The 15,427-nt window shown below is 66.3% G+C and carries 9 protein-coding genes and 1 tRNA gene; 3 read left to right on the forward strand and 7 right to left on the reverse strand.

Annotated features, from left to right (window positions below):
- From HPY64_03565 to HPY64_03580, 4 genes are read right to left on the reverse strand one after another with little or no spacing between them, the layout of a single operon-like run.
- On the reverse strand, nt 1-1,788 hold the full coding sequence (locus tag HPY64_03565; protein ID NPV66204.1) for a hypothetical protein: 1,788 nt from the start codon (nt 1,786-1,788) through the stop codon (nt 1-3).
- Between the two features lie 14 nt (nt 1,789-1,802).
- Nucleotides 1,803-4,340, reverse strand: coding sequence for a hypothetical protein (locus tag HPY64_03570; protein NPV66205.1), 2,538 nt, complete (start codon nt 4,338-4,340; stop codon nt 1,803-1,805).
- A 43-nt stretch (nt 4,341-4,383) separates the two neighbouring features.
- A complete protein-coding gene (locus tag HPY64_03575; protein NPV66206.1) occupies nt 4,384-5,568 on the reverse strand; it encodes a hypothetical protein in 1,185 nt (394 codons plus the stop codon).
- Nucleotides 5,569-5,571: 3 nt separating this feature from the next.
- On the reverse strand, nt 5,572-8,631 hold the full coding sequence (locus HPY64_03580) for a zinc ribbon domain-containing protein (protein ID NPV66207.1): 3,060 nt from the start codon (nt 8,629-8,631) through the stop codon (nt 5,572-5,574).
- A 206-nt stretch (nt 8,632-8,837) separates the two neighbouring features.
- Between HPY64_03580 and grpE the strand changes: the two genes are divergently transcribed.
- The 3 genes from grpE (at nt 8,838) to HPY64_03595 (ending at nt 13,376) form a co-directional block, all read left to right on the forward strand.
- On the forward strand, nt 8,838-9,461 hold the full coding sequence (gene grpE / locus HPY64_03585; GenBank protein ID NPV66208.1) for a nucleotide exchange factor GrpE: 624 nt from the start codon (nt 8,838-8,840) through the stop codon (nt 9,459-9,461).
- Nucleotides 9,462-9,522: 61 nt separating this feature from the next.
- Nucleotides 9,523-11,187 (forward strand): Hsp70 family protein, encoded by a 1,665-nt coding sequence (locus HPY64_03590; GenBank protein NPV66209.1) that lies wholly within the window; start codon nt 9,523-9,525, stop codon nt 11,185-11,187.
- A gap of 95 nt (nt 11,188-11,282) precedes the next feature.
- Nucleotides 11,283-13,376, forward strand: coding sequence for an Hsp70 family protein (locus HPY64_03595; GenBank protein ID NPV66210.1), 2,094 nt, complete (start codon nt 11,283-11,285; stop codon nt 13,374-13,376).
- Between the two features lie 12 nt (nt 13,377-13,388).
- Here HPY64_03595 and HPY64_03600 read toward each other — a convergent pair whose 3' ends face one another.
- The 3 genes from HPY64_03600 to HPY64_03610 form a co-directional block, all read right to left on the reverse strand.
- Nucleotides 13,389-14,699, reverse strand: coding sequence for an extracellular solute-binding protein (locus HPY64_03600; GenBank protein ID NPV66211.1), 1,311 nt, complete (start codon nt 14,697-14,699; stop codon nt 13,389-13,391).
- A gap of 123 nt (nt 14,700-14,822) precedes the next feature.
- Nucleotides 14,823-14,913, reverse strand: a tRNA-Ser gene (locus HPY64_03605).
- Between the two features lie 23 nt (nt 14,914-14,936).
- Nucleotides 14,937-15,392, reverse strand: coding sequence for a nucleoside deaminase (locus HPY64_03610; GenBank protein NPV66212.1), 456 nt, complete (start codon nt 15,390-15,392; stop codon nt 14,937-14,939).
- Between the last annotated feature and the right edge of the window lie 35 nt (nt 15,393-15,427).

Below are 15,427 nucleotides of genomic sequence, written 5' to 3' on the forward strand. Positions count from 1 at the left end.
TTATGAGGTCGTCTGGATTCCCGGATAGGGCCGGGCCTCGTTTGTAGCGATGGCGTCCGGCGCTGTCTGGGTCATCGGCAGGACGTTATTCTGGGCCATCAGCCATAGCAGCGGCTCCAGCACACGGGCTGGTTGCAGGCTGCTGTAGTCGCCGGGGCGGATGATCCGCCCGGTGGACGAGCAGCTGAAGAAGCGCACCGCGTTGAACTGAGCGCGCAGGTTGCGCACAAAATTGCCTTCCCCATAAGAAAGCAGAAAATGCTCGACCAGGCCATTGATGGCGTCCGTTTCGCTGTGGACAAGCGCCGATTCGGCCAGCAGGCGGCGGGCAGCCGCCCCGCCAATACGCTCATCCAGGTCGAAGGCGTCCGCTTTGGTCAGCACAACGGCGATCGGGTGGGGAAAGCGTACGCCGCGCCGCAGGCTGTAGTGCACTTCCAGTGTCTCGATCATGCGTTCATAGATGCCTGAAAGCGGTTCCTGCGGGTTAACGGCCAGCGTTTCGCCTTCGGCCCGTAGCCGCGGTGCGTATTCTGCATAGACAGCGGGGACGGCGAACGGATCGACGATCAGGATCAGGCCGTTGACATAGCGGTAGTAGACCTGCTGCTGGGCGCTGTCCTGGCTGGTATAGTACTCCCCCGCGCCATCGTAGAGGTAGAGCAGGGTGGGGACGGGATGCCAGCGGCGCTTGATCTGCAGGTTAAAGGCGCGGGTGTTGCTATCCTGCTCGATCGGGGTCTTGCGCAGTTGCTGACCGCGCCGTAGCAGGCGCACGCTGGCTTCGTAATCGCGGCGGTGCTGGACGTCCGGCATGGTGATGGTCAGGTTATGGGCGGGGGCATAACGCTCGATTAGCTCGCGCACGGTGGCGACCAGGTAGTGCGTCTTGCCCGCTGACGGCCCACCGACGATCGGGATGTGCAGGTTGGTGGCGCGGCCAATGGCCTCGTTGAGGACGCTGTCACAGACCGGGCAGCGCTGCACCAGCCGGCGGCGGCCCAGCAGGTCCAGGGTGGGCAGGCGCTCGCCACAGTCGCAGGTGTGGTAGAAGACGCCGTAGACGCTCGGCCACAGGCGGGTGTGGCGGCGATCGCAGGCCGGGCAAATCACCACCGGGATGCGCATCTGGGCATGGCAGTTCGGGCAGCGGAAGTAGATGCGGTATAGCGCACCCTGCAGGCCGTTGAACGCGCCCAGGAGCAGCATCACCAGGCTGCTGACCAGCGCCCCCGCCACCAGGATCAGCGTCCCGGCGGCTGCCAGCAGCGCCCCGGTTGCCGCCGCCGTGCCGAAGTGCAGACCCGCGCCGATCCATTGTCCCGCCGCCGAACCGTACAGCCACACGCTGAAGATGTAGTCCCACAGGTTGACTTTTGACTCCCGCGCCAGCGCGGCGTAGGCACGGCTCTTGGCTGCCCAGGCATGGGCGCTCATCCTCACGGCGCGTCGCAAGCGACGCAGGACACGCCCGATCACGAACCACCCGCCCTCGGCCACGAGCATCAGACGGGCGGGCTGCGGCTCATAGAAGCGGTGAATCAGGGCCGGGCGTGGCTCCCGGCGCGGGCTGGCGGCGGCGTGCCAGGCGCTCAGTGTCAGGCGATAGACTCCCCATAGGCCTGCCAGCAAACCGGCTCCAGCCGCCAGCCCTGCCCAGACCAGCAGGGTCAGGCCGGTGATGAGCAGGTAAGCTGCCGCCAGAGGCGTCCCGACGATGATCGCGACGATCGGAGCGACGATGTAGAAGAGGATTTCGTCCAGGGCGGGTGCGTTCTGGCGCTTCACTGAGTCGCTCCTGCCTACCGCTCAAACAGCCCTTTGAGGAAGCCGCGCGAGCGACCCGCCTCAGGGAAGTGGCGTTCCACCAGCGGATACCAGGTCAGGTCGCGCAGCGCATCCTCCAGCTCGCGGGCGACGCGGGGATAGGCTTTGTCCGCTTTGAGGACGGCGATCCGTTCCGGCAGGGTCAGGAAGAACGCCGGCAGCAGCAGCGGATACGTAGCATGCAGGCGCTGGCTGTGCGCAAACCAGAAGTCCAGCGCCCGCAGGACGGCAGGCAGTTCCCCGGCCTCCAGCAATCGCCGTCGCAGTTCCGCCCAGTAAAGTTCCCAGAAGATGGCGCGATGTTCTTCAACGTAAAGTGCAGCGATGAGCAGGCCGTGATCGGCGGTTGAGCCACCCGCAGCAAAGAGTCTCCGCAACAGTCGCCCTGCCTCGGCGCGGTAGGTGGCCTCGTCCGCCGCGCTCAGGCGGCGGTTGAGCAGCGGCACAGTGTTCTCGTGCAGTTCACCGGCGGACAGCAGGACGACTCCTTCCAGCGCCGCGCGCGCCGCTGGCGTCAGAGGCGCGTCCTCGCGGCTCAGCAGCCGACGGTACAGCGCCAGCGCGGCTTTATCCGGTTCAGCGGCCTCAATGACCGGCAGGGCGGCTTCGACCAGGCGAGCCTGCCAGGCAATGTCCAGCGCGGCAGTGACTTCCGGACGAGCCAGCAGCGTGGCGGACAAGGCGGCGCGGTCGATCTCCGCCTGCTCCCAGCAGAAACGCAGGGCTTCCCCGGCCATGGCTTCGCGGTGCATGGGATGAAGGTGAGCCAGCCAGTCGCCGAGGATGGCGCCCAGATCGCTGGGGCTGACCAGGCGCTTGAACAGGTCGCGCTTGAGTTCGTAGGTGATGATGGTCGGATCGATGGCGCTGTACACCTCGCGGACAGCGGCGCGATCAGCCAGCGCCGCCCCTTCCACCCAGGCGTAATATACCCAGGCCAGGATCGGGCTGGTCGGGTAGCGCTGGTGGAAGTCGGTGACCAGGCGGGTGACATAGCCGATCGTCTTTTGCGTGCGCAGCATTGCCTTGAGCAGACGGTCGACTTCAGCCGGGATCAGCAGCGGATCGGGTGTTGCCTGGCGGTGGGCGGCGACCAGTGTCCGGGCGAAGACCGGGGCCAGCAGCCCCAGCGTCGCCTCGTCAAAGGTCAACAGCGGGCCGCAGCATTCCCAGAAGGCCAGCAGCCGGGCGGGGTCTTCGCCTACGCGCTCTACCAGCGGCCCCAGCAGATCAGGCCCGCGCATGGCTGCCTGCAGCGCTTCCAGCGGGTAGAGCGCGCTGAGCAGCCCGGCCAGCGGGCGAACCGGCGCGGCTGCTGGCCGATCCAGCAGGCGGGCCAGTACCTCACACGCCCGACGGCTGGTGCTGGCAAAGCCCGGATCGTCCTGGCGCAGACGCTCCAGCGCCAGCTGGAAGTCAGGCAGCAGTTCGGGCCGACCGCTTTCCGCCAGTTCTCCGGCCAGGATATCCCAGGCGGTGCGCAGGTCGCCTGCATCGGCAGGATCAAGGCGCGGCAGGGCGGCGACCTCGCGGATGATCGTACCGGCGATCGCCGCGACTTCTTCTGAGGGGAGCAGCGGGCTGTCCGGCAATCCCAGCTGGTAGAAGCGGGTCAGCAGGTCGAGTCGGGCCGGATCGGGGGAGGTGCTGGCCGGGTCGCGGCGCCTGAGGAGCACGAAGAAGTCCAGCACCGCGTTCTCGTAGCGATCTGGCGTCAGGTGGTCGCATACGAAGCGGGCAAACGCCGACTCCGGCGCGGCGCTGATCCGGCCTTCCGCCGTGTGGAGGACGAAGTAGGAGCGATACTCATCGGCGGTGAAGCGAAAGGTTGAGTCAGGTGTGGTGCCGGTGACCAGAAAAGGGACGCTGTACGGGTCGTGATGGTACGTAGCGAAGGTGAGCCAAGGCCGGTGCTGATAGGGCAGGGCCATCGTCAGCAGCGCGATCCAGGCCGCGACGCTGTCCGCATCGTCAACAATGATGATCCGGCGACCGGAACGCGGGTGATCGAGCACAGCGCACAGCAGGCGGTAAAGCCATTCGCGGCGCTGGCCGGTCAGGAAGGCCCACAGCCCGTCATAGTTGAAGGCTACCGGTGCCGCAGCGGCCAGGGAGCTTAGCTCCGGCAGGCGGCTCTTTCCGCCATTATCGCGTTGCACCCAGAAAGGACTGCGCCAGTAGAAAATGGGCGGCAGCGGATCGTTGAAAGCTTCCGGCGGCCCGACTAGACTGTGGGCGAAGAAGTTGCCGGGCCGCCCGAACTCATCCGGGCCGTTGGACTGGGCGCAGATCAGCAGCGCTTCGTCGCGGGCGGGGGTGTAGTAGCGCAGGCTGATCGGGTGCGTTTCCGGCGCCTGGGGGTCGGCGCTGGCCGGTGGGCGGTAAGCGATTAGGCGTTGCAGGGCTTGCTCCGCCCGGCGGGAGATGCCCGGCGTGACGGCCCTGACCTGAAAGCCGGTCTTGCCGGTTTCGGCGTTGCGGCAGGAGGTGTAGTACTGTTGACGGATGGTCATGGCAAAGCTCCTGCGTCTGAAGGACAGGCGACCCGCCGGATGGTCATGTCCGGCCCCGGATCAGGCCGAACTGGTAGAAGATCCACAAGATCGGGTCTTCCACCCGGACCGGGGCAAGGCCCTCCACTTTTTGCTGGCCGGGCATTCCGCGGGGCGGGCGGCCAAAGGATGATACGCCAAAATAGCGGGCGTTGGCGAAGTTCATTTGCACCAGAGTATTGAAGTGCGGCCCCATCCAGGCTTGCAAATAGGCCGAAATCTCGGCGTGGATCGACCGAACATCGGCCAGGTTCAATGTGCCGAAGTGCTCCCCGGTATGGAACAGCCCGGAGCCAGGATCGAGCAGGGGATAGAGCATGTCGATCTTGGAGAGGGTGAAGGCAACCGGCTTGGCGATGCGGTCGCGGCTGCGCAGCCCGAACTCTTGCTCGTATAGCTCGCGCAGCCGTCCGACGATGTACTCCGGTTCGGCGCCGGGATCGCTGGGCGGCAGGTCAGCAGCGGGCAGGCGGTGACGCACTGCCGGGATTTGCAACGGGTCCAGCAGGAAGATCAGGGCGTCAGCGTAAAGGATGTAACGCGCCTCGACGCTCATGGCATCCAGCGATTGCATGTCCTCGCCCGCTGTGTCAAAGAGCACCAGGTTGGCGGATCGCCCTCTGGCGAAGGTAATGCGGAAGACCAGCGGCGTCCGGGTGGCGGGGTCCACTCCGGCGGTGCGGGTGGGCGGGATCACCTGTCCCTGGCGGAACAGGGGGGTGTAGAAGTCGCGTTCGTAACGTTCGCGGGTGCGGTCGCCCAGGGCACGCACGGCGGCATCAAAGTGCGCACCGATGGTGTTCTCCAGGCGGTTGACGAGCAGGGCGATGTAGTTGCTCTTGCCCGTGCCGCGCCCGCCCAGCACGGCGATCATACGTTCTTCGGTTAGCCCGGCGTCATAGAGCAGTTCGTAGTGGCAGGTCGGACAGACGCGGCGGTGTGTGTCCACGCCGCAATCCGGACAGACGGCGCTGATCGGCGGGCGCAGCAGGTGCAGCCAGCCACCGCGCGGCGGCTCCGCCGGGAAGACCCTGCCCATAACCTCCGGGGTGACCAGGCCCTGATAGTCGGCGTAAACGGCGTCTTCAGCGCGACCGGGGCAGCGCGGATTGGCGCAGCGGAAGAGCGCCCCGCCGGGGGTGAAGCGGGTGAAGCAGAAGGGGCAGGTGATCGGGTGGCTACGCGCCATACATCAAAAGACCTTCAAATCGGCCTGATCAGGCCGGCGGATGCGCACATGACCGCCATGGTGCTCATACTGGTGGTCATCGGTCAGGAACAGGGCGGCATAACTATTCAGCTGTTCCACTGCTGCGTCAAGCGGGATACTGACGGTGGTGGTTGGTTCATCCAGGCGGCGGGCGGGCAGGTAGAGGATCGGCTCGCCGTCGGCGCGGCCTGTGGGCGGTGAGACCGGCTTGCGGACGAGCACCAGCTCCGGCAGTTCGCCCGCACCCTCTGCTCGCAGGATCAGATGCAGCCCGCCCCGGCCAAGCACCCGGCGCTGGCGGCGGATGGCGTAGGTGAGCGTGATCCGGCTGCCCAGGCTGATCCGGGCGCGACAGGTTGGCTCCGTCCCCGGTGCGATCAGACGCTGGCCATCCTGTACCAGAGCGGCGTAGACAACGATGAAATAATCCGTGCGGGTCGGGCGAGGGATCAGGAAGCGGCCTTCGCGGTCATATTCGGCGCGGGTCAGCTCGATACGGGCCGCCTGTGGATCGTCAGCGGTCGGGTAGTCATCGTGCCGGTAGACGACAAGCGTATGGTGGCAATTGGAGGGCCATTCCCAGGTGAGGGCCAGCGCGTCGCCGAGGTACTGGACGCGCAGATCGCGGATATCGTCCAGGGTGGTGTAACTCTGCGTGGGGCCGGGGTAGGCCATCTCCCCGAATAGCACGACCGGCGTCAGGTAGATCAGACCAGTGCCGGTAAGGGTGAGCGTCACCTGATGGTGGGGAGCGGGGATGATCTGCCCGTAATTGGCCAGGATCGCCTGCGGGATGGCCAGACCGGGGCGCAGGTGCGGCGGGACATCGCTGCGCAGCAATGCGGCCTCGCCCTTGCTTACCGGCGGCCAGGAGACGTGCAATTCACGCTCGCGGCCACTGCGCCGGGCGCTGATCGTCATTCCGGTGATGATCTCCGGTGGTGGTTGTGGGGTGGCGCTGATGCGAGCGCCGGCGCTGCACGCCTGGCGACCATCGCCTGCGTCGAAAAGGGCGAAGACGGTATAGTGGTAGACCTGTCCGTTGCGCAGACCGCTATCGGCGGCATCCGACAGGCCAAAGACACGCACCTGGACGCCATCTTCCGGCGTGGCGGGCGGGCTGGCTTCCCCGCGCCGGACGATCACGGTGGCGGCGTTGGGCGGCGGCTGCCAGCGCAGCCGCACCAGGCCATCATCTACCTGGGCGGCCAGCGCCTCCACGTCGGCGGTCAGCAACACCGGCTCCGGGGTGCGCGCGCCTTCCGCGGAGCGGACGCCCTCGCGGTCGCTGTAGACAGCGTAGAAGACGGGCAGGCCGATGGGCAGGCTGTCATCGTCGAAAGCGGTGCCGCTCAGGCTGGCCAGCATCTCGCCGTCGGTCGGGGCGATGGGTGGTGCGCCAATCCGGCGCACGACCACATAGCGCACACCACGCGCCGGACTGGGCGCCCATTGCAGGTGAGCCATGCGCTGGCCGGGCCGGACAGTCAGTGGGCCGGGTGGGGCGGGAGGGGTGCGGGCCAGCGCCTCCTGTGCGGGGCGGCAGTCGCGGCATTCCCACAGGATCGCCTGATACAGCTCAACGGCATCTTCGCCCTTCTGCTCGGCCTGGCGAGCGCGGCTCAGACTGGCCTCAGCGCGGGCAATGGCCATGTCAATCCGGGTACGCGCCTCGTCCAGCGGCAGGTCAGGGCGCGCGGCGGCGATGTGGCGCAGCAGTTCCCGCGCAGCATAGAAGCGCCGGGAGTCAATGTGTTGCGCCAGGCGGTTGAGGACATCGGCCTCGGCCTGCTGTTCCGCCCGGACACGAGCGAGGAGGTCCTCCAGCGCGGCGGTAAGGGGGTCGCGCAGTGGGCGCGGCGGGGCAGATGTCCACTGGCGGCGGGCATCCAACAGGACGGTTTCCGCCCCGGCGTAGTCCCGTGCGCTGAAACGGGCGTCCGCCTCGGCCAGCAATGCCTGCACATTGGCCAGATTGCCGATGGGGAAGCCGCAGGCGGTGCAGGCCCGGTACTCGGTGGGCATGGTCTGCCCGCAGCCGGGGCAGGGAAGCGTCAACGGCGTGCCACAGGCCGGGCAGTTGGCTGCAGTGGGGTCGGCCAGTGTCCCGCAGCGCGGGCAGCGCAGGCGGGTTTCGATCGGGGCAGGGTCGGCGATGACCAGGGCGACCTGTAACTCCTGCGCCCGGCGACGGATGTAGTGTTCGGCGCGGCGCAGGTCAAGGCCCTGGGCGCGAGCGCGCTCCAGCAGCCGGGCGAATTGGGCGGCGTGGATGGTGCGGCTACCCTGGGTGATGCGGGCCATGTCGTCGCCCAGCCGGGCGTAGGCCAGATCGTCCAGCGCGTTGTCGTAGCGACGGCGCGAATCGTCGTCATTGAAGATCGTCATGGCCTGGCCGGCCAGATCAGAGCGGGCGGTCACCAGCGCCGTCTTGGTGGCCTGCTTCTGATTTTCGGCGTAAAGCCGGGCGGCGCGCTCGTGAAGGTCGGCGGTGCGGCTGGCGCGGACCATGCCCAGGAAGTCGTACAGATCGGTGCTACCGACGATCTTAAGGTTGGCGGCGATGGCCTGCATGGTGCTGGGGTCGAGCGAGTCGCGCGGCTCGGGGGGCGCGTCATCGGCCCTGATCTCCAGTCCCAGCGCGTCGATGGCGGCCCGTACCACCGCCTGAGTGAGCGCAGGGCCGTAGTCGCGCAGCAGGGCGTCTACTTCGGCGCGGGTGAGGAAGCCTTTAGCAGCGCGCAGGTCAAGCTCTTCGCGGAAGAGGTTCCCGATCTGCTCTGCCTGCGCTGCGCGCAGGGTGCGGGCCGCCGCCCGTTCGGCCTCGCGGCGGACGGGATCGCTGAGCACCGCCTCGATGTCACCGGCCATGTCCAGGTAGCTCTTGTAGCGCAGGGCATGCTTGGGATGGTTACGCCCGCGCGTCCATTCCGCTTTTTTCTGGTCCAGCCGGGCGGCGAAGGCAGCATCCGACCAGGCCGCATCAGGGTCGAGTTCCAGCAGGAGAAAGTAATTGGGACGCTCAGGTGGGGTGGTGGCCATGGACTTCCGGACTTACACTACGCCTGTTAGCCAGAGTATAAACATCCCGCCTTCCCTGCGCTATAGAAGCATGAGTAAAACAAGGACCAGGAAGGGGCGCGCCATGCTGCGCCCAGGATGGGCGGCCTCAGGCTCTGACTTGCAGAATCGGCGCGGGGCTGTAAGCTAGGCGTAGCGCAGTCCGGATGGCTGGATGGAGGGACGGGGTGGAGGAAGAACAGCACACGGATTACACCGGAGAGCCGGCGGCAGGGCCGGACGAGCTGGCAAGCGGCCCGGTGGATGATGTCCTGGCCCGGCTGGACGGCTTACAGGAAGACCTCCGCCAGGGTCTGATCGCGCTCGGCCAGCGGCTGACGCGCCTGGAAAAACACTTTGAGACCAAGATTCTCTACGATCAGGCCAAAGATCAGACGATCGACGCGCTGCACCGCGAGTTGCAGGATTACCGGGACGGGCTGCAATTCCAGCATCTGCGCCCGCTGGTCGCCGACGTGCTGACCATCTATGACGATCTATCCGCCGTTCTCGAACGGTTCGCGGCGCAGGCTCCGGAGGCGGCGTCGGAAGCCGTTGCTGGATTGCTTGAGCAGTTGTTTGCCCTGCGTGATGACCTGGGCGGGGCGCTGGAGAAGCACGGCTTCGAGCTGTACGAGCATCCCGGTGAGGTGGTTGATCGTGCGTTTCAGCGCGTCCAGGCGACCATCCCGACAGACGACCCGGCGCAGGATCGCATGGTCGCCCGCCGGTTGCGGCGCGGCCTGCGCTATGGCGAGCGTGTCATCCGCCCGGAGATCATCGAGGTGTATCGTTACGAATCGGGCCGCTGAGGCCGGGTGTACAGGCGCGCGGCGATAGGCGGCCCTGATAGCGGAGCGGAAACGAGGGGAAATGAGCGAGAAACACACGCCGATCTTCGGCATTGACCTGGGCACGACCTATTCCTGTATTGCCTATGTGGACGAGTACAACCGGCCAACCGTGGTGCCCAACAGCGCCGGCGACCGCACCACGCCATCGGTCGTTCAGTTTGACGGTGATGAGCGGATCGTGGGCAAAGAGGCCAAGAACGCCAGCCTGCTATACCCCGACACGACTGTCGAACTGATCAAGCGGGAGATGGGCAGCAAGGACTACACGTTCTACTATCAGGGCGAGAAGTACACGCCGGAGGAGATTTCCTCATACATCATCCGCAAGCTGGTGCAGGACGCGGCGCAGTACACGGGCTACGACATCCGCGATGTGGTGATCACCTGTCCGGCCTACTTTGGCATTCCAGAACGAGAGGCGACCGCCCGCGCCGGGCAGATCGCCGGGCTGAACGTGCGCAGCATCATCAATGAGCCGACGGCGGCGGCCATCGCCTATGGCGTGCACGAACAGGCTGATCAGGTCGTGCTGGTTTACGATCTGGGCGGCGGCACATTCGACATCACCATGATCGAGATCAAGGGCGGCAACATCACCGTGATCTGCACCGATGGCGACCATTTTCTGGGCGGGCGCAACTGGGACGAGTTGATCGTGACCTACCTGGCCGAACAATGGCAGCGGGAGACCGGCTCCAGCGAGGACCCGCTTGATTCGCCGGAAACGCTGCAGGACCTCTACCTGCGAGCGGAGCAGGCCAAGTACACCCTCACCCAGCGCGACCGGACGGATGTCAGCGTGGCCCATGCCGGCCAGCGGGCGCGCATCACCCTGACGCGGGAGAAGTTCGACGAACTGACCGAGCCGCTGCTCAGCCGTACGGTGGCGCTGACCCGCCAGGCGCTGGCGGAGGCCGCCCGGCGTGGCTATACCGCCTTTGACCAGCTCCTGCTGGTTGGTGGTTCCTCGCGGATGCCACAGGTCAGCCGGCGACTGGCGGCGGAATTCGGCATCGAGCCAAAGCTCTTTGAGCCGGACGAGGCCGTGGCCAAGGGCGCAGCGATCTTCGGCCAGAAGCTACTGCTCGACCAGGAGATCCGTATCCGTGTGGCGGAGGCGACCGGCGTCGCCCCGGAGGAGGTCGATGTCCAGGCGGCGGCCCCGCCGGTCGTCGAGGCCGTGCAGGAGGAGATCGCCCGCGATTACGGCCTGCAAATCGGCTCGGTCAAAAAGCAGGCCGAAACGCAGATCGTCAACGTCACCAGCCGCAGTTTCGGCGTGGTGGCCTGGTCGACCCAGTTGCAGGCGGAAGTGGTTAGTAATCTGATCCGGCGCAACGACCCGTTGCCCGCTTCCGCCACGCAGCGCTTCGGCACCCGCGAACTGGGTCAGGCCACCGCCCTGATCCAGATCGTGGACAACCTTTCCACCAGCAGCCAGTACGAGCCGCCGCCGGCCAGCCGCCTGATCGCCGAAGCCGAGTTGCGCCTGCCGCCGGGCCTACCAGCCGGGTCGCCGGTGGAGATTACTTTTGACCTCAACGAGCAGGGTCGCCTGCACGCTCACGCCCGCGAATTGACCCATGGTCAGGCGGTCGAGGTGGAGATCGAGACCGAACTGGGCGCGACCGAGGAGGAGATCGCGGCGGCGGAGCGCCGGGCCAGGTCCATCGTCATCAGCTAGCGGACACTCTGATCACCTGGCAGAGGGCGTCCGGCAGGGCGCCCTTTATGATCGGCTGCCGGGCGGGTACAATCGCTCGCGGAGGGGAGAGGCTTATGGCGAAAGTGGTTGGCATTGACCTGGGGACGACATTTTCGGCGGTGGCGGCCATCGGCCCGGACGGGCGGCCGTTTGTGATTCCCAACGACGTCGGCGAGTTACTCACGCCGTCGGTGGTCGATCTGGGGGCTAACCCGCCACTGGTGGGCCGGGAAGCCAAACAGCGCCAGGAATTGGGCGATCCGGGCGTTTACGCTTTCTTCAAGCGGGATATGGGCGACCCTAACGCCCTCTATATCGCTGGAGGACGGCAGTACACACCTGTTGATCTCTCCGCGTTGGTGCTTGCCTACCTGAAGCGCTGTGCGGAGCGCTACCTGGGCGAGGCAGTGCGTGATGCAGTGGTCACCGTCCCGGCTTACTTCAACAATATGCAACGCCAGGCGACCATCGACGCTGGTCGGCAGGCTGGGTTGAATGTCCTGCGCATTATCTCCGAGCCGACCGCTGCTGCCCTGGCCTATGGCATCCGCCCCACGGCGGAAACTTCGACCGTGCTGGTCTATGACCTGGGCGGGGGGACGTTCGATATCTCGCTGGTGGAGATCGGGCCGGAAGCGCTACGGGTGATCGCCACAGCAGGCGATCATTATCTGGGTGGCAAGGACTGGGACGACCGTATCCTGCGCTATCTCTCCAGCCGCTTCGAGCAGCAATTCGGCGTGGAGCTGATCGGCGATGACTTCAACGAGTTGCTGGTCAAAGCGGAGCAGGTCAAGATCGCCCTGTCGACGCGGGCCGCCGTGCGGGTGACCGTGCATGGCTCCGGGCGTAGCGGCACATATGAGATCACCCGCGAGCAATTCGAAGGGCTAACCCACGACCTGCTGGCCCGCACCGAGCAGCTAGTCGAGCAGGTGCTGGATGACGCCGGGATGACCTGGGAGGCCATGGCTGGCGTGTTGCTGGTAGGCGGCTCGACGCGGATGCCAATGGTGCGCGACTATGTGACGCGCATGGCCGGGCGTCCGCCGATGGCCGGCGTTGACCCCGATCAGGCAGTGGCTCTGGGCGCAGCTATCCAGGCAGCCATGGATCTGGAGGAGCGCCAGGGCGCTACGCCGACGCTATTGCTGGCCGGGCGCAAGGCGACAGTGGATGTGATTAGCAACAGTCTGGGCATGATCGCCGAGAGCGCCGACCGCAGCTGTTACATCAACAGCATCATCATCCACAAGAATCAGCCGATCCCCTGCCAGCAGACGCGCCCGTACCGTCTGCGCGTCGGGAGGGCGGGAAAGGGCCGGCTGGAAGTGTACATGACCCAGGGCGAGGTCACCGATCCACAAGGCTGCGCTTACCTGGGTAAGTATGTCTTCTCCGGTTTCCCACGCCTGGCTTCTGATCACGCTGTGATCGACGTGACCTATGCTTACGATCGCAATGGTGTGGTGCAGGTCTCAGCGGTGGAGCGCAGCACCGGCCAGCCGCTGACGCTGGTCGTCGAGCCGCTGCCGCCCGATGTGCCCGCCCGCTTCCTGCGCCCGCCGGAGGATATGGTTGCGCCGGAGCACCTGACGCTGTACATGGCCTTTGATCTCTCCGGGAGTATGCTGGGGCGTCCGCTGCGTGAGGCCAAGAAAGCCGCCTACGGCTTCCTCAGCCAGATCGATCTGGCGTCGGCCTCGATCGGGTTGATCGAGTTCTCTGAGACGGTGCGGGTGAGCGTCCAGGCCAGCCAGAACGCTGCTGTGATCAGCAAGGGCATCGAGCGCATGAGTATCGGACGTACCGGCTGGAGTAATTTCGCCCACCCCTTTGATACGATCTATAACCTGCTGGCGGAGGTCGACGGCAACCGCGCCGCGCTGGTGCTGGCGGACGGCGTGTGGATGCGGCAGGGGCAGGCGATCAAAGCGGCGCAACGTTGCCACGCGGCAGGCATCACGATCATCGCCGTGGGCTTTGGCGAGGCGGATCGGGAATTTCTGCGGGCCGTGTCTTCCAGCGACGCGCTGAGCTTCTTCACCGATCTGACCACCCTGACGCATACGTTCAGCACCATCGCCCAGGAGATCACCGAACGTGGCGGGCTGATCGATCCGGAGAGCATGCGGCTGCGCCGCGATCGATTGAATCTGGTCGATTGAGAGCGGGTGGGATCAGGGCCGGGCGACGGCCAGGACGGCTGTGGCAGCAGCAGTTTCGGGCGTTTGCTCCCGGCGGAGGACAGCTTCCAGGGCATCCTGCAGAGCGCTGGCGACGCTGCTGCTGACTTCCTCCGGCAGGATTGGCGTCGGGGCGCTGAGCAGGCGATCGACCAGGTCTACGTAATCATCGTCGCTCCACAGGCGCAGGGCAGCGCGCTGAGAGGGCAGGCGTCCCAGCGCCTGGCTGAGCGCGCCCTGCTGATCGGGTTGCATGATCCAGGTCAGGAATTCCTGCGCCGCGGCCTGGCGGTCGGAATCCGGTGTGGCGAGCGCCCACAACCAGCCGTGCAGGGTGGTCTGGGTGGGGCTTTCCGCGCTGACCAGTGACGCGGCGACCGCCTCCGGTACGTTTGCCCGCTGGGCGAGATAGGTCGTCGAATCGATGCCGATCAGAGCCAGCCCGCCACTTTGAAAGCGGCCCCAGTAGTTGCTGGCCTGCAGAGCGTCCAGGATATCCGGCGGCAGCAGGCCGTCGTCCAGAGCGGCGCGGTACTGGGTCAGCAGGCGGCGGAGCGGTTCTTCGTCCAGCACCGGGCGGCCCTGATCGTCGGCCAGGCGACCGCCTTCGGCAACGTACTGGATCAGCAGGGTATCACTGACATTGGTCTGGCGTCCGATGACCAGGGCAAAAGGCCGCCGGGCGCCCACCAGGTCGGCCAGATCATCCGGCGCAGTGGGATAGGCGGCAGGCCGGTATACGACATGCTGCGCTTCCAGCAGGAAAGGCAGACCGAAAAGCGTGCCGGAAACCGTGCCCAGATCGCGCGCTGCGGGGTACAGGCCGTCGATCAGCGTGGCGGGCAGGTGCCCCTCCAGAGGAAAGATCAACCCGGTCTGGGCGGCGGTGACCATCTCCTCGCGGGGCAGGAGCACCAGGTCGGGCAGGGCCAGGGGGGCTACACTGCTGGCGTTGCGCAGCGTGGACATGATCCCGCCGACGCCTTCCAGGCGTTTGACGCGCAGTAGCAGCGAGCGATTGTAGCTGGCCCGGAATGCATCAAGCTGGCTGAGCAGTGCTTCTTCCGCCGGGGAACCGGCAGCCGGGTAGAGCGTCACCGGCCACCACAGCACGATCTCCGGGCGGGTCAGGGCAGGAGCGGGCGTACTTGCTGGCGTCGCCGGGATCGGCGTTGCGGTCGGTGTGGGGGCGGTTTGCCCAGCCGCCAGTTGCGCGCCTGGCTGAGGCGTCTGCGGCGCTGCGGCAAAAGCGGTGATCCCGGCCAGGATCACCAGCGCCAGCAGGATGCGGGTCATCATGGACATCAGGGTATATTCTCCTCCTGTGTCGGGCAATTATACTGGCTGGCGCCGGGCTGTCCAGGCAATGTGGTTGCGCCCAGCCTGTAAAACACACTGCCACGGGCGGCCCCGTGGCAGTGTCTTCTCTGGCGGAGAGGGTGGGATTCGAACCCACGGTGGCCATAAAGGCCACACCTGTTTTCGAGACAGGCCCGATCGGCCACTCCGGCACCTCTCCAGGTCTTGTTATGGGGGGCGTTTTCAGCGCCCGTTTTTGCCCTGCGCCCGCAACGAACGGAAGAATTCGCGGATGAGTTCGGCGGCTTCTTCCGCCAGCGGGCCTTCCAGCACGGTCACCGCGACCCGATGGTTGAGCAGGGGGTGGGCCAGCACGTCCAGGATACTGCCCGCCGCGCCGGCCTTCGGGTCAGGTGTGGCGTAGACCAGCCGGGGCAAGCGGGCCAGCACCATCGCCCCGGCGCACATAGTGCACGGTTCCAGCGTGCAGTACAGCGTCACGCCGTCCAGCCGCCAGCGCCCGGTGTGCGCCGCCGCCTGCCGGATGGCGATCATCTCGGCGTGGGCGGTGGGGTCCTGGTCGGCTTCGCGGCGGTTGCGCCCGATTCCGATTACCTGCCCCTCCAGCACCGCTACCGCGCCGATGGGCACGTCCGCGTGGGCCAGCGCCTGGCGCGCCTCATCAAGAGCCAGGCGCATCCATTGGGCGTCAGCACGGGCGGTCTCATCCATAG

The sequence above is a fragment of the Anaerolineae bacterium genome (assembly GCA_013178165.1).
GTDB lineage: Bacteria > Chloroflexota > Anaerolineae > Aggregatilineales > Ch27 > Ch27.

Excerpts from the sequence above, each read along its gene's own strand:
- HPY64_03595 (NPV66210.1), top strand. The coding sequence starts at position 11,283 with ATGGCGAAAGTGGTTGGCATTGACCTGGGGACGACATTTTCGGCGGTG.
- HPY64_03600 (NPV66211.1), bottom strand. The coding sequence starts at position 14,699 with ATGTCCATGATGACCCGCATCCTGCTGGCGCTGGTGATCCTGGCCGGG.
- HPY64_03570 (NPV66205.1), bottom strand. The coding sequence starts at position 4,340 with ATGACCATCCGTCAACAGTACTACACCTCCTGCCGCAACGCCGAAACC.
- HPY64_03575 (NPV66206.1), bottom strand. The coding sequence starts at position 5,568 with ATGGCGCGTAGCCACCCGATCACCTGCCCCTTCTGCTTCACCCGCTTC.
- HPY64_03610 (NPV66212.1), bottom strand. The coding sequence starts at position 15,392 with ATGCGCCTGGCTCTTGATGAGGCGCGCCAGGCGCTGGCCCACGCGGAC.
- HPY64_03590 (NPV66209.1), top strand. The coding sequence starts at position 9,523 with ATGAGCGAGAAACACACGCCGATCTTCGGCATTGACCTGGGCACGACC.
- HPY64_03580 (NPV66207.1), bottom strand. The coding sequence starts at position 8,631 with ATGGCCACCACCCCACCTGAGCGTCCCAATTACTTTCTCCTGCTGGAA.